We start from the raw sequence: 20,252 nt of genomic DNA on the forward strand, positions 1-20,252 counted from the left end.
GGGCGTCGGGCGTCGGTCAGGCGCGGCGGTCGGCGACGGCGCGCTCGACGGACGCGACGACGCGCTCGGCGGACGTGGTCCAGTCGAAGCGGCGGACCCGCTCGAGGGAGGCCCGGTGCAGGTCGTCCCAGCGCGCCTCGACCCGTCGCACCGCGGCCGCGACCGCGGCGGGCGAGGTCGGGTCGAAGTACTCGGCGGCCGCGCCGCCGATCTCGCGGAAGATCGGGATGTCGCTCACGGCGACGGGCGTGCCCACGCCCATCGACTCGACGAGCGGGATCCCGAAGCCCTCGTCGTGCGAGGCGCTGACGAGCGCCGTCGCGGTCCGTAGCACCGCGCGGTACTCCTCGTCCGACGCTCCGTCGTGGAACACGAGCGAACCCGCGGGGGCGAGCCGCTCGAGCCGCTCCCGGTCCGCAGCTCGCACGCGCGACATGCAGTGCAGCCGCCAGTCGGCCTCCCCGGGCCCGCGGAGCAGCGGGATCGCGGAGGCGAGGGTCTCGACGTTCTTGTAGGGCATGAACGTGCCCATGTAGACGAGGTCCCGCGTCCGCAGGCCGTCCGCCGCGCGCGGCGCCACCGGGTCCGCGGCGTTGTACGCGACCGTCACGGGCCGACGCGTCAGCCGGTGGTCCCGGATGAGTCCGGCGGTCGTCTCGCTCACCGTGACGATGCCGTCGGCGCCATCGAGCAGCATCCGCTGCGGCCACCACGCGAGGTGGAACGCACGCCACCCCAGCCGCAGCGGCCACGAGAACTCACGGGGCGGTGTGCGGTTGCGGTAGTAGATGAGGTCGTGCAGCGTCAGCACGAGCGCGTAGTGGCGTCCGCGGGATCCCATGGTCTGCATCGGCGAGAACACGGCGTCGAGCCCCAGCCGGTTCACCTGCCGCGCGACCAGGGGCTCCGCGGCGCTCGTCGGTGGACTGATGCGCTCCCAGGGCATCCCGTCCGGCAGCGAGTCCCGCTGTCCGTCCTCGCTCACCAGGAGCACGTAGTCGTGCCGGTCCGGCAGATGTGCCGCGACACCGGCCGTGAACCGGCTGATGCCGTCATGGCGCCCCACCCGGACGTAGCGGCAGTCGATGCCGATGCGGAGACGGCTCATCGGCGCATCCCGCCGCGGTCCGGTTCGGGCGTCGCCAGGGAGGCACGGATCGCGTCCGCCGCGGCGGCCGGCGTCTCGTAGTGCACGAGGTGGCCGACGCCGGGGATCACGACGAGGGTCGCGTCGGGCAGCCGGTCCGCCAGCGCTTCCTGTTCCGGCACCGCGGTGATGTCGTCACGTTCGGCGGCGATGAGGAGCACCGGTACGTCGATGCGGTCCGCGTACGCGGCGACGTCGTGCGTCACCGACGTCCGGAACGCGTCGAGGACGACGTGGCGGTCGGCGAACGCCGAGAAGTACCGGTCGTGCTGGTCGTGCACCCATCGGCGCAACCGCGGTTCGCGGGACTTGAGCATCGCGACGCTCATCGCCCGGACGATCCCCCGGTTCCGGAGGAGGGCGAGCCCGAGCGCCCGGGGCAGGACCGCACCCAGCCGGTAGTAGGCGATCGCGATCGCGGTACCCACGGCGCGCGGGCCCTGCAGTGCGGGAGCGGCGATCGGGTTGACCAGGACCAGACGCCGGGTGTCGAGCCCGTCGGCGACCGCGGCTGCGGTGACGATGCTCCCGAAGGAATGCCCGAGCACGACGGCCCGTCGGTCGAGCCCGAGGGCGCGGTGGAACGCTCGGAGCCACCGCACGAAGCCGTCCATGTCGGACCGCGGGAGCGCGTCGGACACCCCGAAGCCCGGGAGGTCCGGCACGATCGTGCGGACCTCGGGCAGGTGCGCGGCGAGCGACTCGAGCCCGTGGTGGTCGCCACGGAAGCCGTGCACGGCGAGCATGGTGGTGTCCGCGTCCTCGGGGCCGTACACCCAGTAGTGCGTCGCGCGACCGTCGACGAGGACCGACCGGTGCACCACGGGCAGCCCGGCCATGAGCCGCTGGTACGGGGAGACGATCGGGGCACGCATCCCGCCGAGTCTACGGGCCGGACCCGTCGCGCCGGACGGATGCCGCGCCTCCCGGTCGGCGGGCCGTGCGGTCGTCCGTTCCCTCCGGACACGGATACCCGGGGCGACATAGAGTGGGCCGACGGGCGCCATGTCGGCCCCGACGCCCGACGGATCCACGAGGAGCACGGTGACGTTCACTGCCCCCATCCAGCTGCCCGGACTGACCCTGGACCCGCTCTGGTACAAGCGGTCGGTGTTCTACGAGTGCATGATCCGCTCGTTCGTCGACTCGAACGGGGACGGCACCGGCGATCTGTCCGGACTCATCAGCCGCCTGGACTACCTGCAGTGGCTCGGCGTCGACGCGCTGTGGCTGCCGCCGTTCTTCCAGTCGCCGATGCGCGACGGCGGCTACGACATCTCCGACTACAAGGCGATCCTGCCGGAGTTCGGCACCCTGGACGAGTTCCGCGACCTCGTGACGAAGGCGCACGAACGGAACATGCGCATCGTCATCGACATGGTGATCAACCACACCTCCGACGCGCACGAGTGGTTCCAGCAGTCCCGCGAGGACCCGGACGGGCCCTACGGCGACTTCTACGTCTGGAGCGACAGCCCGGACAAGTACGAGAACATCCGCATCATCTTCGTCGACACCGAGGAGTCGAACTGGACGTTCGACCCGATCCGACGGCAGTTCTTCTTCCACCGGTTCTTCTCGCACCAGCCGGACCTCAACTTCGAGAACCCCGCCGTGGTCGAGGCCGTCTACGACGTCGTCCGGCACTGGCTCGACATGGGCGTGGACGGGCTGCGGCTCGACGCGATCCCGTACCTCTTCGAGTCCGAGGAGGGCAACGGCGAGGGCGAGCCCGCGACGCACGAGTTCGTCAAGGGCCTCCGCGCGATGGTCGACGAGGAGTACCCCGGGCGCGTGCTCATCGCCGAGGCGAACCAGTGGCCGCGCGAGACGGCGGCGTTCTTCGGCACCGACGACGAGCCCGAGTGCCACATGGCCTTCGACTTCCCGGTGATGCCCCGCATCTACTACTCGCTCCGCGCGCAGCACGCGACGGAGCTCCAGCGGATCCTCTCGGAGACCACCGAGGTCCCGGAGAGCGCGGCGTGGGGTGTGTTCCTGCGGAACCACGACGAGTTGACGCTCGAGATGGTGAGCGAGGAGTACCGCCAGGCGATGTACGGCTGGTACGCGTACGACCCGCGGATGCGGTCGAACATCGGCATCCGTCGACGCCTCGCGCCGCTCCTCGACAACTCCCGGGCGGAGCTCGAGCTCGTGCACGCGCTGCTGTTCTCGCTCCCCGGCTCGCCGTTCCTGTACTACGGCGACGAGATCGGCATGGGCGACAACATCTGGCTGCCCGACCGCGACTCGTCCCGCACCCCCATGCAGTGGACGCCGGACCGCAACGCCGGGTTCTCGACGGCCGACCCCGGCAAGCTGTACCTGCCGGTCGTGCAGTCCCTCGTCTACAACTACAACCTCGTCAACGTCGAGTCGCAGCTGGCGCAGTCCCGCTCCCTGCTGCACTGGATCCGCAACGTCATCCACGTGCGGAAGGCGCACCCGGTGTTCGGGCTCGGCACGCTCACCGTGCTCGAGAGCGACAACGACTCGGTGCTCACGTTTATGCGGTCGTACGAGGGCACGGGCACCCAGTTCGGTGACTCCGCCGAGGACGTCCTCTGCGTCTTCTCGTTCGCGCACAACCCCACCGCGGTCACGATCACGGCGCCCGAGCACGCCGGTCTGCCCCTGTACGACCTCTTCGGCGGCGGGTCGTTCCCGTCGTTCGACGAGGACGGCACGGTGACGATCACCCTCGGGACGCAGGCGTTCTACTGGCTGCACGTGGGACGGCCGCGGGACTGACGGTCCGTAGGGGTCTCGGGATCGGCACCGCGTCACGTCGCTCGGCCCGGCCGCCTCGGGTCGCCCGGACGGCCGCGTCACGTCGCCCGGACGGCCGCGTCGGGTCGCTGGGACGGCCGCCTCGGGTCGCCCGGCCGGCCGTGTCGCGTCCGCGGTGTCGGCGGCCGCCGCTAGCCTGACCGCGTGACCAGCTCTCCGCTCGCAGCGCCGATCGACGCCACCCTCGGAGCCCCCTCGGCGGCACCCCGCTCCCCTGCGGAACGCCCCTGGTGGCACGCGCTCGGCGTGTTCGACCTCGAGACCACGGGGATCGACGTCGAGACAGCACGGATCGTCAGCGCCCATGTCGGGCTCATCGACATGACCGGCGCGAGCATCGCCGCCGGCTCGTGGCTGGCCGACCCGGGCGTCCCCATCCCGGAGCAGGCCGCTGCGGTGCACGGCATCACGACCGAGCGCGCCCGTGCCGAGGGGCGTGCCGCCGACGTCGTCGTCGCCGAGATCATCGCCGCGGTCGAGGCCGTGTTCGCCCGCGGGATCCCGCTCGTGGTCTACAACGCGCCGTACGACCTCACCGTCCTCGACCGCGAGGCCAAGCGCCACGGCCTGGCGGCACCCGTGATCGGGAACGTCGTCGATCCGCTCGTCATCGACAAGGCCGTCGACACCTACCGCAAGGGCAAGCGCACGCTCGAGGTCTGCTCCGCGCTGTACGGCGTGACCCTCGCGGACGCGCACGACGCCGGTGCCGACGCGATCGCCGCCGGACGCGTCGCGCAGGCGATCGCGAGCCGCTACCCGGACCAGCTCGGCATCAGCGCCGAGGAGCTCCACCGACTGCAGGTGGCCTGGTGCTCCGACCAGGCGGCGTCGTTCCAGGACTACATGCGGCGTGAGCGCAATCCGCAGTTCGTCGCGGACGGCCGCTGGCCGCACCGCAACCCCGCCTGATCGTCCCCGGCCCCGGTGTCGGCACGCGCGCACGGGGCATGGCACAGGCACAGGCACAGGCATAGGCACGGGCACACACCTGAACCAGGCGGTCCTCGGCAACGGCTGCCCCGGAGACGCAGCAACGGGCGGCCACCCGGAGGTGGACCGCCCGTTGCTCGCTCGCCGTTCCCGACGAGGTCGCGTCAGCGTTGCCGCCGCGACCGAGGGCTCGGACTTACTTGCCGAAGCCCTTGAAGCGCTGGTTGAACTTCTCGACGCGACCGGCCGAGTCGAGGATGCGCTGCTTGCCCGTGTAGAACGGGTGCGAGGCGCTCGAGATCTCGACGTCGATCACCGGGTAGGTGACACCGTCGAGCTCGATGGTCTTGTCGCTGGTCGCGGTGGAGCGCGTCAGGAACGTCTCACCGGAGGCCAGGTCGCGGAAGACGATGGCGTTGTACTCGGGGTGCGTGTCGGTCTTCATGGTGTTCCTCGTCGTGGATGTGGTGGTTCGGAGTGCGCGAGCGCGCGCAAAACTGTGGCGTACGCCAGCGACCGAGTTTAGCAGACCGTCAGCGCGGACGGGAGGCACCGCTCGTCTCCGGCATCGGCGGCTCGGTCGTCACCTCAGCTGGCGCGGGCGGTGTAGCGACCCGCGTCCGCCGTCACGACGAGGCCGATCCCGAACGCGTCCGAGAGCACCTCGCTCGTCACGACGTCAGCGATCGGTCCGGCGGTGTGCACGCGCCCCTCGGCGAGCACGAGCGCGTGCGTGAAGCCCTTCGGGATCTCCTCCACATGGTGGGTGACGACCACGATGGCAGGAGCCTCGGCGCTCTCGGCATACCCCCCGAGCGTCCGGACCAGACTCTCGCGTGCCCCGAGGTCGAGCGATGCCGCCGGCTCGTCGAGGAACAGGACCTCGGGATCGGTCATGACGGACCGGGCGATCTGGACGCGCTTCTGCTCGCCGTCGCTCAGTTCACCGAAGGTCCGGTCGGCGAAGCCGCCGAGGCCCCACTCGTCGAGGACCCGATGGGCACGTCGGACGTCGATGTCGTCGTACTGCTCGTTCCACCGACCGGTGACCGAGTAGGCGGCCGTGAGCACGACGTCGAGCACCTGCTCGGTGACCGGGATCCGCCGGGCGAGCGCGGTCGACGCGAACCCGATGCGCGGACGGAGTTCGAACAGGTCGGCGCCACCGACCTCCGTGCCGAGGACCTCGACCGTGCCCGAGGTCGGGAACGACTGCGCCCCGGCGACCTGCAGCAGGGTCGTCTTCCCCGCGCCGTTCGCGCCGAGGACGACCCAACGGTCCGCCTCGTCGACCTGCCACGACACCTGGTCGAGGATGCTGACCCCGTTCCGGACGACGGACACGTCTTGCAAGCGCACAACCGAGGGCATGCCCTCAGCCTACGCGGTCGGCCGTCGGCGAGGAGGCGCGGCACACGTCCTGTGGACGGCCGCCGCCGGCGTCCTCAGCGACCGGCGAGGACGGCGTCGTAGACCCGACGGGTCTGGGTCGCGATGGCGGACCAGGTGAACTCGCCCTCGACACGCAGACGCCCGGCCCGACCCATGAGGGCGGCGAGCCCGGGGTCGGCGAGCACCTCGCGCAAGGTCGCGCCGAGGTCCGCCACGAAGCGGTCCGGGTCGACCGGCGTCCCGGACCCGTCCTGCACCTGCTCGATCGGCACGATGCGCCCGGTCAGTCCGTCGGCGACGACCTCGGGGATGCCGCCCGTGGCCGTGCCGACGACCGGCAGCCCGCACGCCATGGCCTCGAGGTTGACGATCCCGAGCGGCTCGTACACCGACGGACACACGAACACGCTCGCCGCCGACAGCACCCGGACGATCTCGTCGTGGGAGAGCATCCGGTCGACCCACACCACGCCCGAGCGGCGGGTCCGGAGGTCCTCGACCAGGCCCGTCACCTCGGCGAGGATCTCCGGGGTGTCCGGCGCTCCGGCGCAGAGGACCACCTGGACGTCCGCCGGCAGCCCGTCGAGCGCACGGAGGAGGTACGGCAGACCCTTCTGGCGGGTGATGCGACCCACGAAGACGACGGTGGGCCGATCGGGGTCGATCCCGAGCGCGCGGACCGCTTCCGGGTCGACCACGCGCTGCCAGGCGTCGATGTCGATGCCGTTGTACACGACGTGCAACCGGTCCTCGGGGATCGACGGGTAGGAGCGGGCGATGTCGGCGCGCATGCCCTTCGACACCGCGATGACCGCGTCGGCGTTCGTGTACGCCTCGCGCTCGATCCAGCTCGACAGCCGGTACCCGCCGCCCAGCTGCTCGGCCTTCCAGGGGCGGAGCGGCTCGAGGCTGTGTGCCGTCACGACGTGCGGCAGGCCGTAGGTGAGCTGCGCGACACGTCCTGCGGCGTTCGCGTACCAGGTGTGGGAGTGCACGAGGTCCGAGCCCTCGATGTCGGGGACCATCTGCAGGTCGGTGGCGAGCGTGGTCACGGCGCCGTTCGCGTGCTCGAACCCCGCGGGGGCGCGGTAGGAGGTCACGCCGTCGGCGTCCCGATCGGCTCCGAACGCGCGGACGCGCACGTCGGTGTCCGTCCCGGATCGGAGCGCCGCCGTCAGTTCCGCGACGTGGACGCCCGCACCTCCGTAGATCTCCGGGGGGAATTCCTTCGTCAGCAGATCGACTCGCACGTCCCCCAACGTAACGAATGGCCCGGTCGCACGCCTACTCTTGGGGCATGCCATCGAAGAAGATCTTCGGCATCGTCCTCGCAGGGGGCGAAGGGAAGCGGCTCATGCCGTTGACCGCCGACCGAGCCAAGCCCGCCGTCCCGTTCGGCGGCAACTTCCGTCTGATCGACTTCGCGTTGAGCAACCTGGTGAACTCCGGACTGCAGCGCATCGTGGTCCTGACCCAGTACAAGTCCCACAGCCTCGACCGCCACGTGTCCCAGACGTGGCGCATGGAGGGGCTGCTGGGCTCGTACGTGGCGTCGGTCCCGGCGCAGCAGCGACTCGGCAAACGGTGGTTCGCCGGGTCCGCCGACGCGATCCTCCAGAGCCTCAACCTCCTCCGGGACGAACGGCCCGACATCGTCGTCGTGGTCGGTGCGGACCACGTGTACCGGATGGACTTCTCCCAGATGGTCGAGGCGCACATCGCGTCGGGCCGCAGCGCGACCGTCGCCGCGATCCGACAGCCCATCGCGCTCGCCGACCAGTTCGGCGTCATCCAGGTCGACGACGAGGACCCGACGAGGATCGGCGCGTTCCTGGAGAAGCCGAAGGACGCGGTGGGACTCCCCGACTCCCCCGGTGAGGTCCTCGCGTCGATGGGCAACTACGTCTTCGACGCGGACGCGCTCATCGACGCGGTCCTGCGCGACGGTCAGATCGAGTCCTCGAACCACGACATGGGCGGTGACATCGTGCCGGACTTCGTGACCCGGGGCGACGCTGGCGTCTACGACCTCAACCGCAACGACGTCCCGGGTGCCACCGAGCGCGACAAGTACTACTGGCGCGACGTGGGGACGATCGACTCGTTCTTCGAGGCGCACCAGGACCTCATCGCAGCGCTGCCGGTCTTCAACCTCTACAACGTCGACTGGCCGATCTTCAACCAGCAGATCAACTCGCCGCCCGCCAAGTTCGTCCGTGACGCCAAGGGCGTCAGCGGTACCGCGGTCGACTCGATCGTCTCGCTCGGGTGTCTGCTGTCCGGGGCACAGGTGGAGCGCAGCGTGATCGGGCCGTGGTGCACCATCGAGTCGGGCGCCCAGGTCGTCGACTCCGTGGTGTTCGACCGGGCGATGGTCGGCCCGGACGCGGTCGTGCGCCGCGCGATCCTCGACAAGGACGTCGTGATCGAGGCCGGCGCTCAGGTCGGGGTGGATCGCGGCGCGGATCTCGCCCGCGGGTTCACGGTCACGGACTCCGGCATCACCGTGGTCGGCAAGGGGGTGCGGGTCGAGGCCTGAGGCCGCGAGGCCCGGTCCGCGTCATCCGCCGTCTCGCGCCCGCGACCGCCACTAGCCTTGGCGCGTGCCGCGTTTCCTCGTCGTCCTCGATGCCGATTCCACACTGCTCGAGGACGAGGTGATCGAGCTGCTCGCCGACGCCGCAGGAGCGCGTGATCGCGTCGCCGCCGTCACCGAGCGGGCGATGCGCGGTGAGATCGACTTCGCCGACAGCCTCCGCGACCGCGTCGCGACACTCGCGGGGTTGCCCGTGAGCGTTCTGGAGGACGTCCGTCGCGCCGTCCGGGTCACGACCGGCGCCGTCGAACTGGTCGAGGGCGTCCACGCCGCCGGCGGCAGCGTCGGCGTCGTGTCCGGCGGCTTCCACGAGGTGCTGGGCCCGATCGCGGCGGCACTCGGGCTCGACCACTGTCGCGCCAACCGACTCGAGGCGTCCGGCGGCGTGCTCACCGGCCGGGTGCTCGGGGACGTGGTCGACGCGGCCGCGAAGGCCGACGCGCTCCGGGCCTGGGCGGCCGCGGACGGTGTGGACGCGCGGCGGCACACCGTGGCGGTCGGCGACGGCGCCAACGACCTCTCCATGATGCGCGAGGCCGCGCTCGCCGTCGCCTTCGTCGCGCGGCCGGGCGTCCGCGACGCCGCGGACGTCGTCGTCGACCGGCGGGACCTCACACCCGTCCTGGCGTGCCTCGGGGTGCCCGTCCGGGCCTCCTGACCGACCGGTACCGGCAGGAGCCGCGTCCGGGATGGGCTCAGTCGCCCATCCCGACGCCGCCGTCCACCGGGATGACCGCCCCGGAGATGTACCCCGCGTCGTCGCCGGCGAGGAACAGGGTGGTCGCGGCGATGTCCTGCACGCTCCCGTACCGACCGGCGGGGATCTGCTTCTTGTACTGCGCCTGGACGTCCTCGGGCAGCGCCGCGGTCATCTCGGTCTCGATGAACCCGGGCGCGATGACGTTCGCCGTGAGGCCGCGGCCCCCGAGCTCACGCGTGAGCGACCGCGCGAACCCGATGAGCCCGGACTTCGACGACGCGTAGTTGACCTGTCCGGCGGAACCGAGCGTCCCGACGACGCTGGAGATCAGGATCACCCGGCCGAACCGGGCACGCAGCATGTTCTTGGAGGCGCGCTTCACGACGCGGAACGCTCCGGTCAGGTTGGTGTCCACGACCGAGGTGAAGTCCTCTTCGCTCATCCGGAGCAGCAGGGTGTCGTGCGTGATGCCGGCGTTCGACACGAGCACCTCGACCGGTCCGAGCGCTGCCTCGACGGCGGTGAACGCGGCGTCGACGCTCGCGGCGTCCGTGACGTCCGCGGCGACGGTGAGTGCGCCTTCGGGGCCGCCGTCGCCGCTGCGCGACGTCACCGCGACCCGGTGCCCGGCGGCGACGAACTCCTGGGCGATGGCGTGGCCGATCCCGCGGTTCCCTCCGGTGACGAGGACGGTACGGGGCGTGGTCATGAGTGCTCCTGGTGCTGAACGGGGGCGGTACGGGGCGCCCGTCGGATCACCGCGGTGCGCCGAACGGACCATGCGAGCCTACCGTCGGTGGTGAGGCTTAGGCTTGAGCCGGGGAAGCGGAGAGACCATCGCATGAAGACGAACAGCATCACCTCGCTGCCGGCATCGCCCGCCGATGACCGGCGCGGCCGCCTCAGGCGGTACGTGTTCACGATGTCCGTGCGCGTGGTGTGCTTCGTCGTGGCGGTCTGCCTCCACGACGTCTGGAGCATCCTCCCGCTCGTGCTCGCCGGCGTCATCCCGTGGGTGGCCGTGGTCGTCGCCAACGCGGGGAACCGCCGCGCCGACGACCTCGTCCGACCGGGCGGCGAACTCGTCCGCGTGCTGCCCGACGACGACCGCGAACGCATCGAGCAGGAGCGCGAGGAACGCTACCGCGAAGACCAGCGCGCCCGAGCCGCGTGGGCACACGCCGAGCAGGAGCGTGCGGAGCGCGAACGCGCCGCGGCGAGCGGCGGACGGAGTCGGCGCTGATGGCGACCTTCGACCTCCACACCGATCCAGGAGCGCCGGTGTGCTCGCGGGCCGGATGCTCGAACAGGGCGTCCTGGCGGGTCAACTGGCGCAACCCGAGGATCCATGCGGTCGACCGCGTCAAGATCTGGGCGGCGTGTGACGACCACTGTGCCTTCCTCGCGGACTACCTGCGGTCCCGGGCCTTCCCGGTGACCGTGACCGGCATCGACGAGGACGTCGAGCGGCTCGAGGACGTCGCGGACTCCCTGACCTCCGGAGGTGCCGAGGGCGGCTCCCTCGGATGACGCTGCACGACCCCCGGACGGACCACGACCGCACCGACGACGAGCCGACGGCCGGCCTCCGCGACTTCGACCCGACGGCCCGCTACGGGCGCCGGGGCGCGGAGCGCCTCCGCCGCGCCGAACGCGAGGCCCACGCGGCCCGGCTCGGCACCGCCGACGAGCACGAGACCGACCGGGACCCGGACGAACCCTTCGTCGGTTGGGGCTTCGTGATCGGCCGCCGTTGGGTCGGGTACTTCGCGATCGCGGTCGGCTTCGCGATCCTCTGCGCGTTCTTCGGCATGTGGCAGTGGGACCGCCGCAACGAGGCGGTCCGCGAGAACGACCAGATCGCCGAGAACTACGACCACACCCCCGTGCCCGTCGACCGCGCACTCCCGACACGGTCCGCGTTCGACGACGACCAGACGTGGCTCCAGGTCCGCGTGACCGGGCACTACGACGTGGCGGAGCAGCTCCTCGTGCGCAACCGCGTCCACAACGGTCAGCCCGGGTTCGAGGTCCTGACGCCGCTGGTGACGTCGTCGGGGCGCGCGTTCATCGTCGACCGCGGATGGGTCCCGACGGGCAACGACCACGACTACCCCGACTCCGTGCCCGCACCGCCGAGGGGCACCGTCGACGTCGTGGTGCGCCTCCAGCAGACCGAGCCGCACATCCCCGGTCGGACCGACCCGGCCCACACCGACGAGATCCAGTCGGTCACCCTGTCGGACGTCGCGGGCCGCGTCGCCCAGCCGATCTGGACCGGCGCGTACGGCCAGCTCAAGAGCGAGGACCCGGCGCCCGCACAGGCCCGGCCCCTTGGTTGGGATCGCCCGTCGGCCGACACCGGCCTCCACTTGTCGTACTTCATCCAGTGGTTCATGTTCGCCGCCGGCGGCTTCGGCTTCCTCGCCTACCTGATGGTCCAGGAGTACCGGAACCTCAACCAGGACGACCCGGAGGAACGCGAGCGCGCGCTCGAACGCAAGCGGCGGCGTGAAGCCCGTCCGAAGACCGACGCGGAGATCGAGGACGGCCTCCTCGACGACGTCCGGGTCGGCTGAGCCGGAGAGCGGCCGGACGACGAGCGTCGGCGGCCCCGGTCAGGCGAGTTCGATGAGCTCCGCGTAGTCCTTGTTCCAGTGGTCCTCGACCCCGTCGGGCAGCAACAGCACCCGCTCCGGACTGAGGGCCTCGACCGCACCCGCGTCGTGGCTCACGAGCACGACGGCGCCCTCGTACCCCGCCAGTGCGCCGAGGATCTCCTCGCGCGATGCCGGGTCCAGGTTGTTCGTCGGCTCGTCGAGCAGGAGCACGTTCGCCCCGGACACGACGATCATCGCCAGCGACAGACGGGTCTTCTCGCCGCCCGAGAGCACGCCCGCCGGCTTGTAGCCGTCGTCCCCGGTGAACAGGAACGAACCGAGCACGCGTCGGGCCTCGGTCTCGGTGAGCGCCGGGGACGCCGAGACCATGTTCTCGATCACGGTCCGGTTGACGTCGATGTTCTCGTGCTCCTGCGCGTAGTAGCCGATGCGGAGGCCGTGGCCTGGCTGGACCTCGCCCGTGTCCGGGCGGTCGGCGCCCGCGAGGATGCGGAGCAGGGTGGTCTTGCCGGCACCGTTGAGGCCGAGGATGACGACCCGCGATCCCCGGTCGATCGCGAGGTCGACCCCGGCGAAGATCTCGAGCGACCCGTACGACTTCGAGAGGCCTTCGGCCATCAGCGGCGTGCGCCCGCAGGCGACCGGCGTCGGGAACCGCAGCTTCGCCACGCGGTCCTGCTCGCGGACGTCCTCGAGCCCGGCCAGGAGCTTCTCGGCGCGCGCCACCATCTGATGGGCGGCCGCCGCCTTCGTCGCCTTGGCGCCGAACCGGGCGGCCTGCTTCTGCAGCTCCCCCGCTTTCTTCTCGGCGTTGGCGCGTTCCTTGCGGCGCCGTTCCTCGTCCGCGACGCGCTGGCGCTGGTAGTGCTTCCAGCCCATGTTGTAGATGTCGATGACCTGGCGGTTCGCGTCGAGGTAGAAGACGCGGTTCACGACCTCGTCCACCAGTTCGACGTCGTGCGAGATGACGATCACACCGCCCGCGTACGTCTTGAGGTACTCCCGCAGCCAGACGACCGAGTCCGCGTCGAGGTGGTTCGTCGGCTCGTCGAGGATCATCGTGTCGGCCTCGGAGAACAGGATCCGCGCCAGTTCGATGCGCCGCCGCTGCCCGCCGGACAGCGTCTTCAGCTGCTGGTCGAGGATCCGGTCCGGCAGCGCCAGGTTCGACGCGATCGACGCCGCCTCCGCTTCGGCCGCGTACCCACCGAGCGCGGTGAAGCGGTCGTCGAGTCGCGCGTACTTGGCCATCGCCTTCTCGGCGACGGCCGGGTCGCTGCTCCCCATGTCGAGCGAGGCGGCGCGCAGTCCCTCGACGATCTCGCCGAGTCCACGGGCGTCGAGGATCCGCTTGCGCGCCGTGTCCTCGGGGTTGCCGGACCGCGGGTCCTGCGGCAGGTACCCGATCTCGCCCGAGCGGGTGATCTCGCCGCCGGTCGGCATGGTCTCGCCCGCCAGCGCCTTCGTCATCGTGGTCTTGCCGGCACCGTTCCGCCCGACCAACCCGATCTTGTCGCCCTTGTCGACGCGGAAGGTCACGCCCTCCATCAGGAGGCGCGCTCCGACGCGGATCTCGAGATCGTGCACGGCAAGCACAGCGGACGTCCAATCGGTTGGTGGGGTGGTCACAACGGTGTGCAGGCGGGGGTGGCCCGTAGGATCGAGGGGAACCCGGCTCCGGCGCCGCGCTCCCGCACACAGGAGCGGACCAAGGACGAGAACGCCCGCAGGCCATGGCGGATTCCGAGCGGCGCCCGCGACCACCGACCCATTCTAGGAGACTCCATGACGAACGCCGTTCCCGGCCGCGTCCACGCGGGCGCCAGCCGACCCGTGCTCGCGGACCGTATCCGCTCCCGCGGCCTCGCGACCGACGCGGCACTCGTCGCGGGCGGCGCGCTGTTCACCGCGGCCATGGCGCAGGTCGAGGTCCCGATGTGGCCGGTGCCCATCACCGGGCAGACGCTCGCCGTGGTGCTCGTCGGTGCGACCCTCGGCGCCCGCCGCGGTGCGATCTCGATGCTGCTCTACATGGTGGCCGGGCTCGCCGGAGCGCCGTTCTTCGCCGACATGACCGGTGGCCTGCACGCGCTCGCGGTGCCGAGCTTCGGGTACGTCATCGGCTTCGTCCCCAGCGCTGCCGCGATCGGGTGGCTTGCGCGCCGGAACTGGGACCGTCGCTTCGTCCGCGGCGTGATCGCCTTCACGCTCGCGAGCGCCATCCCCTTCGTGACCGGTCTGCCGTACCTGGCGGTGGTCCTCGGCCAGCTGGGTGCGCCGCACGACCTCGCTACCGTGTTCCGCCTCGGACTCGCCCCGTTCGTCGTCGGTGGCATCGCCAAGGCGGTCATCGCCGCCGGCGTCCTCCCCCTGGCGTGGCGCGCCATCGGCCGCCGCTCCCGCTGATCGGCCCGACACGGACGGACGGGAGGCCCGGTACCAGCTGGTACCGGGCCTCCCGTCCGTTCGTATGTCGGCTGACGTCAGATGGCGAAGCCGAGCGCCCGCATCATCTCGCGACCGTCGTCGGTGATGCGCTCCGGCCCCCACGGCGGCATCCAGACCCAGTTGATGCGGAAGGCGTCGACGATGCCGTCGAGCGCGTTCGCGGTGTCGTTCTCGATGACGTCGGTGAGCGGGCACCCGGCGCTCGTGAGCGTCATGCTGATGATGAGGGCGTTCGCGTCGTCGTCCCACGCGAGGTCGTAGACCAGACCGAGGTCGACGACGTTGACGCCGAGCTCCGGGTCCGAGACCTCCTTGAGCGCCTCGGCGACCTCGTCGAACTTCTGCGGTGACAGTGTGGTGATCATCAGGCCCTCGCGGCGGCGGCGACGTAGCGGTCGTAGCCCTCGTTCTCGAGGCGCTCAGCGAGCTCTGGCCCGCCCTGTTCCGCCACCCTGCCCGCGACGAACACGTGCACGAAGTCGGGCTTGATGTACCGGAGGATGCGCGTGTAGTGCGTGATGAGCAGGACGCCCATGTCGGTCGCGGCCTTCGCGCGGTTGACGCCCTCCGAGACGATCTTCAGCGCGTCGACGTCGAGGCCGGAGTCGGTCTCGTCGAGCACGGCGAACTTCGGCTTGAGGAGCTCGAGCTGCATGATCTCGTGGCGCTTCTTCTCGCCGCCCGAGAAGCCCTCGTTCACGTTGCGCTCGGCGAAGGCGCTGTCCATCTTGAGGTCCGCCATGGAGCGACGGAGGTCGGACACCCAGCCGCGGAGCGCCGGAGCCTCACCGTCGATCGCCGTCTTCGCGGTGCGCAGGAAGTTCGACACCGTGACACCGGGGATCTCGACGGGGTACTGCATGGCGAGGAACAGACCGGCGCGAGCACGCTCGTCCACGCTCATCTCGAGGACCTCCTGCCCGTCGAGGAGGATCGAGCCTCCGTCGACGTTGTAGCGGGGGTGGCCGGCGATCGTGTAGGCGAGCGTCGACTTGCCGGATCCGTTCGGACCCATGATCGCGTGGATCTCGCCCTCGTTGATGGTGAGGTCGACGCCCTTGAGGATCTCCTTCTTGCCCTGATCGGTGTCGATCGAGACCTGGAGACCGCGGATTTCGAGAGTGGACATGCGTGTTCCTTCGGTGGTCAGTTGTCGGCGCGGACGTCGGACGTGTCGACGTACACGTCGCCGTCGATGATCGAGACCCGGTAGACGGGCACCGGTTCGTACGCCGGGAAGTTGAGGGGCTTGCCGCTGGTGAGCTCGAACTTCGAGCCATGGGCCCAGCACTCGAGCGCGCCGTCCTCGACGAAGCCCTCGGACAGCGAGATGTCGCCGTGCGTGCAGGTGTCACCGATGGCGTGCACGGTGCCCGCCGAGTCCTTGACGACGGCGACGGGAGCGCCGTCGACGACGACCCGCATCGGGCTGTCGACCGCGATCTCCGACTCGGAGCAGACCTTCGTGGCCATCAGGCGAGGTCCCCGTGCTCCGTGCGGCCGCCGGCGAGCTCCTGTTCGATGGCGCGGACGAGGCGTTCCTCGAGGTCGGGGTCCCCGATCTTCTGCACGACGTCGACGAGGAACCCGAGCACGACGAGGCGGCGGGCCTCGTCCTCGGTGATCCCGCGGGACTGCAGGTAGAACAGGTGCTCGTCGTCGAAGCGTCCCGTGGCGCTCGCGTGCCCGGCGCCCTGGATGTCGCCGGTCTCGATCTCGAGGTTCGGGATGCTGTCGGCCCGCGTGCCCTCGGAGAGCACGAGGTTGCGGTTCTGCTCGTAGCTGTCGGTGCCCGCGGCGGGACGCCCGATGAGCACGTCGCCGATCCAGACGGTGTGCGCGCCCTCGCCCTGCAACGCGCCCTTGTAGTTGACGCGGCTCCGGGTGTTCGGGGCGTCGTGGTTCACGTACACCTGCTGCTCGATGTACTGCCCGGCGTCGGCGAAGTAGACGCCGTACATCTCGGTGTCGCCGCCCTGCGCACCGAGGCGCGTCGACGGGTTGATCCGGACCACGTCCCCGCCGAGCGAGACGACCACGTGCTTGAGGAAGGCGTCGCGCCCGACCTGGGCGAAGTGGGTCCCGACGTGGACGGCGTCGTCGTCCCAGTCCTGCACGGCGACGACGGTGAGCCGCGCGCCGTCCTCGACCACGATCTCGACGTTCTCGCTGAGGAGCGCCGAGCCCGTGCTGTTCACGATGACGATGCCCGTGCTGTTCGCCTCGGCGGTGATCACCGTGTGGGCCGCGCGGGGCTCCGAGCCCATCGCCGACCGCGTGATCGTGACGTGCCCCGGCTCGTCGCCACGCACCGTGATCGCGAGCACCGCGTCGCGTGCACTCCACGCCGCCGCGGACGCCCGGTCCTCCGGGAGACCCGCGCTGCCGACCCGCTCGTCGTCGCTCCGGACCCAGTCGATGTGTGTCCCGCCCGACTCGCGGGCGAGGAAGGGGTACGCCGCACCGTCGAGATCACCGTCGAGGAGCGGCCGGATCTTCGCGAGGGGTGCGAACTTCCAGTTGACCTCGCGACCGGTGACCGCCGGGAACGCGTCGACGTCTGCCGACGCGAACCGCTCGGACCGCGTCTGCACCGGGACGCGCGTGTCCCACCCGCCGTCGGAGTGGGCTCGCGCTCCGTGTTGTTCGGTCCCGCCCGCAGGCTCGACCGGCTGGTCGATACGCGGCTGCACGTCGGTCTGGGGCTGGGGGCTGGTGGCGGACATCTAGCCGACGGATCCTTCCATGCTCATCTCGATGAGCTTGTTGAGTTCGAGCGCGTACTCCATCGGGAGCTCCCGGGCGATCGGTTCGATGAAGCCACGGACGATCATCGCCATCGCCTCGTCCTCGGGCAGGCCCCGCGACATGAGGTAGAACAGCTGCTCCTCGCTGACGCGCGACACCGTGGCCTCGTGACCGAGCTGGACGTCGTCCACCCGGATGTCGATCGCCGGGTACGTATCCGACCGCGACACCGTGTCCACGAGCAGCGCGTCGCAGCGGACCGTGTTGGCGGCATGATGGGCGTCCGGATCGACCCGGACCTCACCGCGGTAGCCCGCGCGGCCCCCACCGCGGGCGATCGACTTCGAGACGATCGACGACGTGGTGTACGGCGCCATGTGGATCATCTTCGCGCCGGCGTCCTGGTGCTGACCCGGACCCGCGAACGCGACCGAGAGGGTCTCGCCCTTGGCGTGTTCACCGGCCAGGTAGATCGACGGGTACTTCATCGTGACCTTCGAGCCGATGTTCCCGTCGATCCACTCCATCGTCGCGCCCTCGTGGGCGATCGCACGCTTCGTGACGAGGTTGTAGACGTTGCTCGACCAGTTCTGGATCGTCGTGTAGCGCACGCGCGCGTTCTTCTTGACGATGATCTCGACGACCGCCGAGTGCAGCGAGTCCGACTTGTAGATCGGGGCCGTGCAGCCCTCGATGTAGTGCACGTACGAGTCCTCGTCCGCGATGATCAGGGTCCGCTCGAACTGGCCCATGTTCTCGGTGTTGATCCGGAAGTACGCCTGCAGCGGGATCTCGACGTGGACGCCCTTCGGGACGTAGACGAACGAACCGCCCGACCAGACGGCCGTGTTCAGCGCCGCGAACTTGTTGTCGCCGGCCGGGATCACGGTGCCGAAGTACTCCTCGAAGAACTCGGGGTGTTCGCGGAGCGCCGTGTCCGTGTCCATGAAGATCACGCCCTGGGCCTCGAGGTCCTCGCGGATCTGGTGGTAGACGACCTCGGACTCGTACTGAGCCGCGACGCCCGCCACGAGACGCTGCCGCTCGGCCTCGGGGATGCCCAGGCGCTCGTACGTGTTGCGGATGTCCTCGGGGAGGTCCTCCCACGACTGCGCCTGCTTCTCGGTCGAGCGCACGAAGTACTTGATGTTGTCGAAGTCGATCCCGGTGAGGTCCGCGCCCCACGTCGGCATCGGCTTGCGGCCGAAGAGCTGCAGGCCCTTGAGCCGGTTCTTGAGCATCCACTCGGGCTCGGACTTGAGCCGGGAGATGTCGGTGACCACCTCTTCGGAGAGACCACGGCGGGCGGAGGCGCCAGCGGCGTCGGGGTCGGCCCAGCCGAACTCGTACTGGCCGAGCCCTTCGAGCTCGGGACGGTCGATGAGCACGTCGGACATGGTCTCCCTCTATCTCTCTTCGGGCCGTTCGGTCCGTTGGACGACAACGCCGGGGTCTCCGGCACCATTCCTCGGACGCCGTCCGCGGTACCGGCCGTCTGACGATGGTCGCACCGGCTCCGGCCATCAGCGACGATGTGCGGCGGTTTCGAAGCCCGGAGTCAACTTCCAGCGCTCCGCTGAATACACTTGACTGCTCCGTCCCCGTCCGCCGGCCCCTGCGGGCCGACCCGCGGGGCCGTCGTGCCGAACCCGCTGAGTCTACAGGTTCGACCCCCGGAACAACAGGAAGGCACCCACTCCGTGACACGCGTCGGGACCCCGATCGACCGATCCACGCCGACCCGGTGGTGGGGGCTCCCCCGCACGGTCGACGCACGGGTCGTCGTCCTGGCCTGGGCGTCGTTCGTGATCGAGGTCGTGCTCATCGGCACAGGCGGGCTCGTCCGCCTCACCGCGTCCGGACTCGGCTGCCCGACGTGGCCCGAATGCACGAGCGGCTCCTTCGTCACGACACCCGAGATGGGCCTCCACGGGGTCATCGAGTTCGGCAACCGGCTCCTGACGTTCGTGCTCGTCGTGATCGCGATCGCCATGTTCCTCGCCGTCGTGCGACTCCGACGCACGCGGCCCGAGCTCTTCTGGCTCGCGTTCGCCCAGGGCGCGAGCATCCCCCTCCAGGCCGTGGTCGGCGGCATCAGCGTGCTGACGAACCTCAACCCGTACGTCGTCGGTCTGCACTTCGTCATCTCGACCGCGCTCGTGTCCATCACGGCCCGCCTCGTCTACCGCTCCCTCAACGGTCCGGGGCGCCCCGGCACACTCGTCCCCCGCTGGTACCGGACGGTCGTGGAGGCCCTCATGGGCGCCGTCGCGGTGACGGTCCTGCTCGGGATCCTCACGACGGGATCGGGGCCGCACGCCGGCGCGGGCGAGTCGGTGCAGGGCGGCAAGCTCGTCCGGACGGGCTTCGACCCGGCGGTCATCGAGGACCTCCACGCGGTCCCCGCCTTCGCGGTCTTCGCGTTGACGCTGGTCCTGCTCGTCGCCGCGGTGCGACTCCGCATCTCGAGCCGCTGGGTGCTGCTCCTGCTCGTCGTCGAGTTCGTGCAGATCGCCGTCGGCATCACGCAGGCCCGCAGCGCGCTCCCCGTCGGTCTCGTCGGGACCCACATGGTCCTGGCCGGGTTGCTCGTGGGTGCCACGACCGCGGTGTCGCTGTCCTCGCACCCGAGCGCTGGCCGGGACGCCGTCCGGTCCTGAGCGCCGGCACCGGCTGCGCTGCGCCCCGGCCCGGAGGCCCGCTGGCAGCTGAGCGGTGCGAGCGGACGACCCGCCTCCCGGCCGCCACGCCGGACTGGAGGCGCACTGCCAGCCGGTCCCGCGCCTCCCGTCGGCTGCGCCACGCGCGGCGGGACGGGGGCTGCCAGCCGGTGGCGGTCCTCCCGGATGTACCGGCGGCGTCGGGCGACCGCGC

At 70.6% G+C, this 20,252-nt stretch carries 21 protein-coding genes; 9 read left to right on the forward strand and 12 right to left on the reverse strand.

Annotation, left to right across the window (positions count from 1 at the left end):
• Positions 1 to 16: 16 nt before the first annotated feature.
• Positions 17 to 1,108: a glycosyltransferase family 4 protein gene (locus DEI93_RS08595; protein WP_111119366.1), complete on the reverse strand. Its 1,092-nt coding sequence runs from the start codon at positions 1,106 to 1,108 to the stop codon at positions 17 to 19.
• Positions 1,105 to 2,022: an alpha/beta fold hydrolase gene (locus DEI93_RS08600; RefSeq protein ID WP_111009344.1), complete on the reverse strand. Its 918-nt coding sequence runs from the start codon at positions 2,020 to 2,022 to the stop codon at positions 1,105 to 1,107. Before DEI93_RS08600 ends, DEI93_RS08595 begins: the two co-directional genes overlap by 4 nt.
• Before the next feature lie 130 nt (positions 2,023 to 2,152).
• Here DEI93_RS08600 and treS point away from each other — a divergent pair, with 130 nt between their 5' ends.
• Both treS and DEI93_RS08610 read left to right on the forward strand, forming a co-directional pair.
• On the forward strand, positions 2,153 to 3,901 hold the full coding sequence (gene treS, locus DEI93_RS08605; protein WP_181434796.1) for a maltose alpha-D-glucosyltransferase: 1,749 nt from the start codon (positions 2,153 to 2,155) through the stop codon (positions 3,899 to 3,901).
• A gap of 210 nt (positions 3,902 to 4,111) precedes the next feature.
• Positions 4,112 to 4,852, forward strand: a complete 741-nt coding sequence (locus DEI93_RS08610; RefSeq protein WP_111009345.1) for an exonuclease domain-containing protein — start codon at positions 4,112 to 4,114, stop codon at positions 4,850 to 4,852.
• Positions 4,853 to 5,069: 217 nt separating this feature from the next.
• Here the strand turns inward: DEI93_RS08610 and DEI93_RS08615 are convergent, their stop codons facing one another.
• The 3 genes from DEI93_RS08615 to glgA form a co-directional block, all read right to left on the reverse strand.
• A complete protein-coding gene (locus DEI93_RS08615) occupies positions 5,070 to 5,318 on the reverse strand; it encodes a type B 50S ribosomal protein L31 (RefSeq protein WP_111009085.1) in 249 nt (82 codons plus the stop codon).
• 143 nt (positions 5,319 to 5,461) lie between these two features.
• Complete coding sequence (locus DEI93_RS08620; RefSeq protein ID WP_111009086.1) at positions 5,462 to 6,244, reverse strand: ABC transporter ATP-binding protein; 783 nt, start codon at positions 6,242 to 6,244, stop codon at positions 5,462 to 5,464.
• Positions 6,245 to 6,318: 74 nt separating this feature from the next.
• Positions 6,319 to 7,515 (reverse strand): glycogen synthase, encoded by a 1,197-nt coding sequence (gene glgA, locus DEI93_RS08625; protein ID WP_111009087.1) that lies wholly within the window; start codon positions 7,513 to 7,515, stop codon positions 6,319 to 6,321.
• A 47-nt stretch (positions 7,516 to 7,562) separates the two neighbouring features.
• Here glgA and DEI93_RS08630 point away from each other — a divergent pair, with 47 nt between their 5' ends.
• The gene (locus tag DEI93_RS08630) at positions 7,563 to 8,804 is read left to right on the forward strand and encodes a glucose-1-phosphate adenylyltransferase (RefSeq protein WP_111009088.1); all 1,242 of its coding nucleotides are present in this window, start codon (positions 7,563 to 7,565) and stop codon (positions 8,802 to 8,804) included.
• 64 nt (positions 8,805 to 8,868) lie between these two features.
• Positions 8,869 to 9,519, forward strand: a complete 651-nt coding sequence (serB, locus tag DEI93_RS08635; RefSeq protein ID WP_111013289.1) for a phosphoserine phosphatase SerB — start codon at positions 8,869 to 8,871, stop codon at positions 9,517 to 9,519.
• Positions 9,520 to 9,556: 37 nt separating this feature from the next.
• On the opposite strand, the gene fabG is transcribed toward serB, so the two are convergent.
• Entirely contained in the window at positions 9,557 to 10,270 is a 714-nt protein-coding gene (fabG, locus tag DEI93_RS08640; protein ID WP_111025620.1) for a 3-oxoacyl-ACP reductase FabG, read from the reverse strand.
• Positions 10,271 to 10,402: 132 nt separating this feature from the next.
• Here fabG and DEI93_RS08645 point away from each other — a divergent pair, with 132 nt between their 5' ends.
• The 3 genes from DEI93_RS08645 to DEI93_RS08655 are packed head-to-tail and all read left to right on the forward strand — an operon-like array spanning position 10,403 to position 12,140.
• Positions 10,403 to 10,804, forward strand: a complete 402-nt coding sequence (locus DEI93_RS08645) for a DUF3099 domain-containing protein (protein ID WP_111035886.1) — start codon at positions 10,403 to 10,405, stop codon at positions 10,802 to 10,804.
• Positions 10,804 to 11,091: a hypothetical protein gene (locus tag DEI93_RS08650; protein WP_111013286.1), complete on the forward strand. Its 288-nt coding sequence runs from the start codon at positions 10,804 to 10,806 to the stop codon at positions 11,089 to 11,091. The genes DEI93_RS08645 and DEI93_RS08650 overlap by 1 nt, the downstream gene beginning before the upstream one ends.
• Positions 11,088 to 12,140, forward strand: a complete 1,053-nt coding sequence (locus DEI93_RS08655) for an SURF1 family cytochrome oxidase biogenesis protein (RefSeq protein ID WP_111035887.1) — start codon at positions 11,088 to 11,090, stop codon at positions 12,138 to 12,140. The genes DEI93_RS08650 and DEI93_RS08655 overlap by 4 nt, the downstream gene beginning before the upstream one ends.
• A 39-nt stretch (positions 12,141 to 12,179) precedes the next feature.
• On the opposite strand, the gene DEI93_RS08660 is transcribed toward DEI93_RS08655, so the two are convergent.
• Complete coding sequence (locus DEI93_RS08660; RefSeq protein ID WP_111013284.1) at positions 12,180 to 13,778, reverse strand: ABC-F family ATP-binding cassette domain-containing protein; 1,599 nt, start codon at positions 13,776 to 13,778, stop codon at positions 12,180 to 12,182.
• Between the two features lie 189 nt (positions 13,779 to 13,967).
• On the opposite strand from DEI93_RS08660, the gene DEI93_RS08665 reads away from it, so the two are divergent.
• Positions 13,968 to 14,588: a biotin transporter BioY gene (locus DEI93_RS08665; RefSeq protein ID WP_111048804.1), complete on the forward strand. Its 621-nt coding sequence runs from the start codon at positions 13,968 to 13,970 to the stop codon at positions 14,586 to 14,588.
• A 77-nt stretch (positions 14,589 to 14,665) separates the two neighbouring features.
• Here DEI93_RS08665 and DEI93_RS08670 read toward each other — a convergent pair whose 3' ends face one another.
• From DEI93_RS08670 to sufB, 5 genes are read right to left on the reverse strand one after another with little or no spacing between them, the layout of a single operon-like run.
• Entirely contained in the window at positions 14,666 to 14,995 is a 330-nt protein-coding gene (locus tag DEI93_RS08670; RefSeq protein WP_111009105.1) for a metal-sulfur cluster assembly factor, read from the reverse strand.
• Positions 14,995 to 15,759 carry a Fe-S cluster assembly ATPase SufC gene (sufC, locus tag DEI93_RS08675; RefSeq protein ID WP_111009106.1) on the reverse strand — a complete coding sequence of 255 codons (765 nt, stop codon included), beginning with the start codon at positions 15,757 to 15,759 and terminating at the stop codon, positions 14,995 to 14,997. Before sufC ends, DEI93_RS08670 begins: the two co-directional genes overlap by 1 nt.
• Positions 15,760 to 15,776: 17 nt before the next feature.
• Positions 15,777 to 16,103, reverse strand: a complete 327-nt coding sequence (locus DEI93_RS08680) for a non-heme iron oxygenase ferredoxin subunit (RefSeq protein ID WP_111009107.1) — start codon at positions 16,101 to 16,103, stop codon at positions 15,777 to 15,779.
• Positions 16,103 to 17,356: a Fe-S cluster assembly protein SufD gene (gene sufD, locus DEI93_RS08685; protein ID WP_111009108.1), complete on the reverse strand. Its 1,254-nt coding sequence runs from the start codon at positions 17,354 to 17,356 to the stop codon at positions 16,103 to 16,105. The genes DEI93_RS08680 and sufD overlap by 1 nt, the downstream gene beginning before the upstream one ends.
• Complete coding sequence (gene sufB / locus DEI93_RS08690) at positions 17,357 to 18,775, reverse strand: Fe-S cluster assembly protein SufB (RefSeq protein ID WP_111009109.1); 1,419 nt, start codon at positions 18,773 to 18,775, stop codon at positions 17,357 to 17,359. It abuts the gene before it with no gap.
• 303 nt (positions 18,776 to 19,078) lie between these two features.
• Here sufB and DEI93_RS08695 point away from each other — a divergent pair, with 303 nt between their 5' ends.
• Positions 19,079 to 20,038 carry a COX15/CtaA family protein gene (locus DEI93_RS08695; RefSeq protein ID WP_111119367.1) on the forward strand — a complete coding sequence of 320 codons (960 nt, stop codon included), beginning with the start codon at positions 19,079 to 19,081 and terminating at the stop codon, positions 20,036 to 20,038.
• Positions 20,039 to 20,252: the final 214 nt, after the last annotated feature.

The sequence above is a fragment of the Curtobacterium sp. MCBD17_035 genome, assembly GCF_003234815.2.
Classification (GTDB): Bacteria; Actinomycetota; Actinomycetes; order Actinomycetales; family Microbacteriaceae; genus Curtobacterium.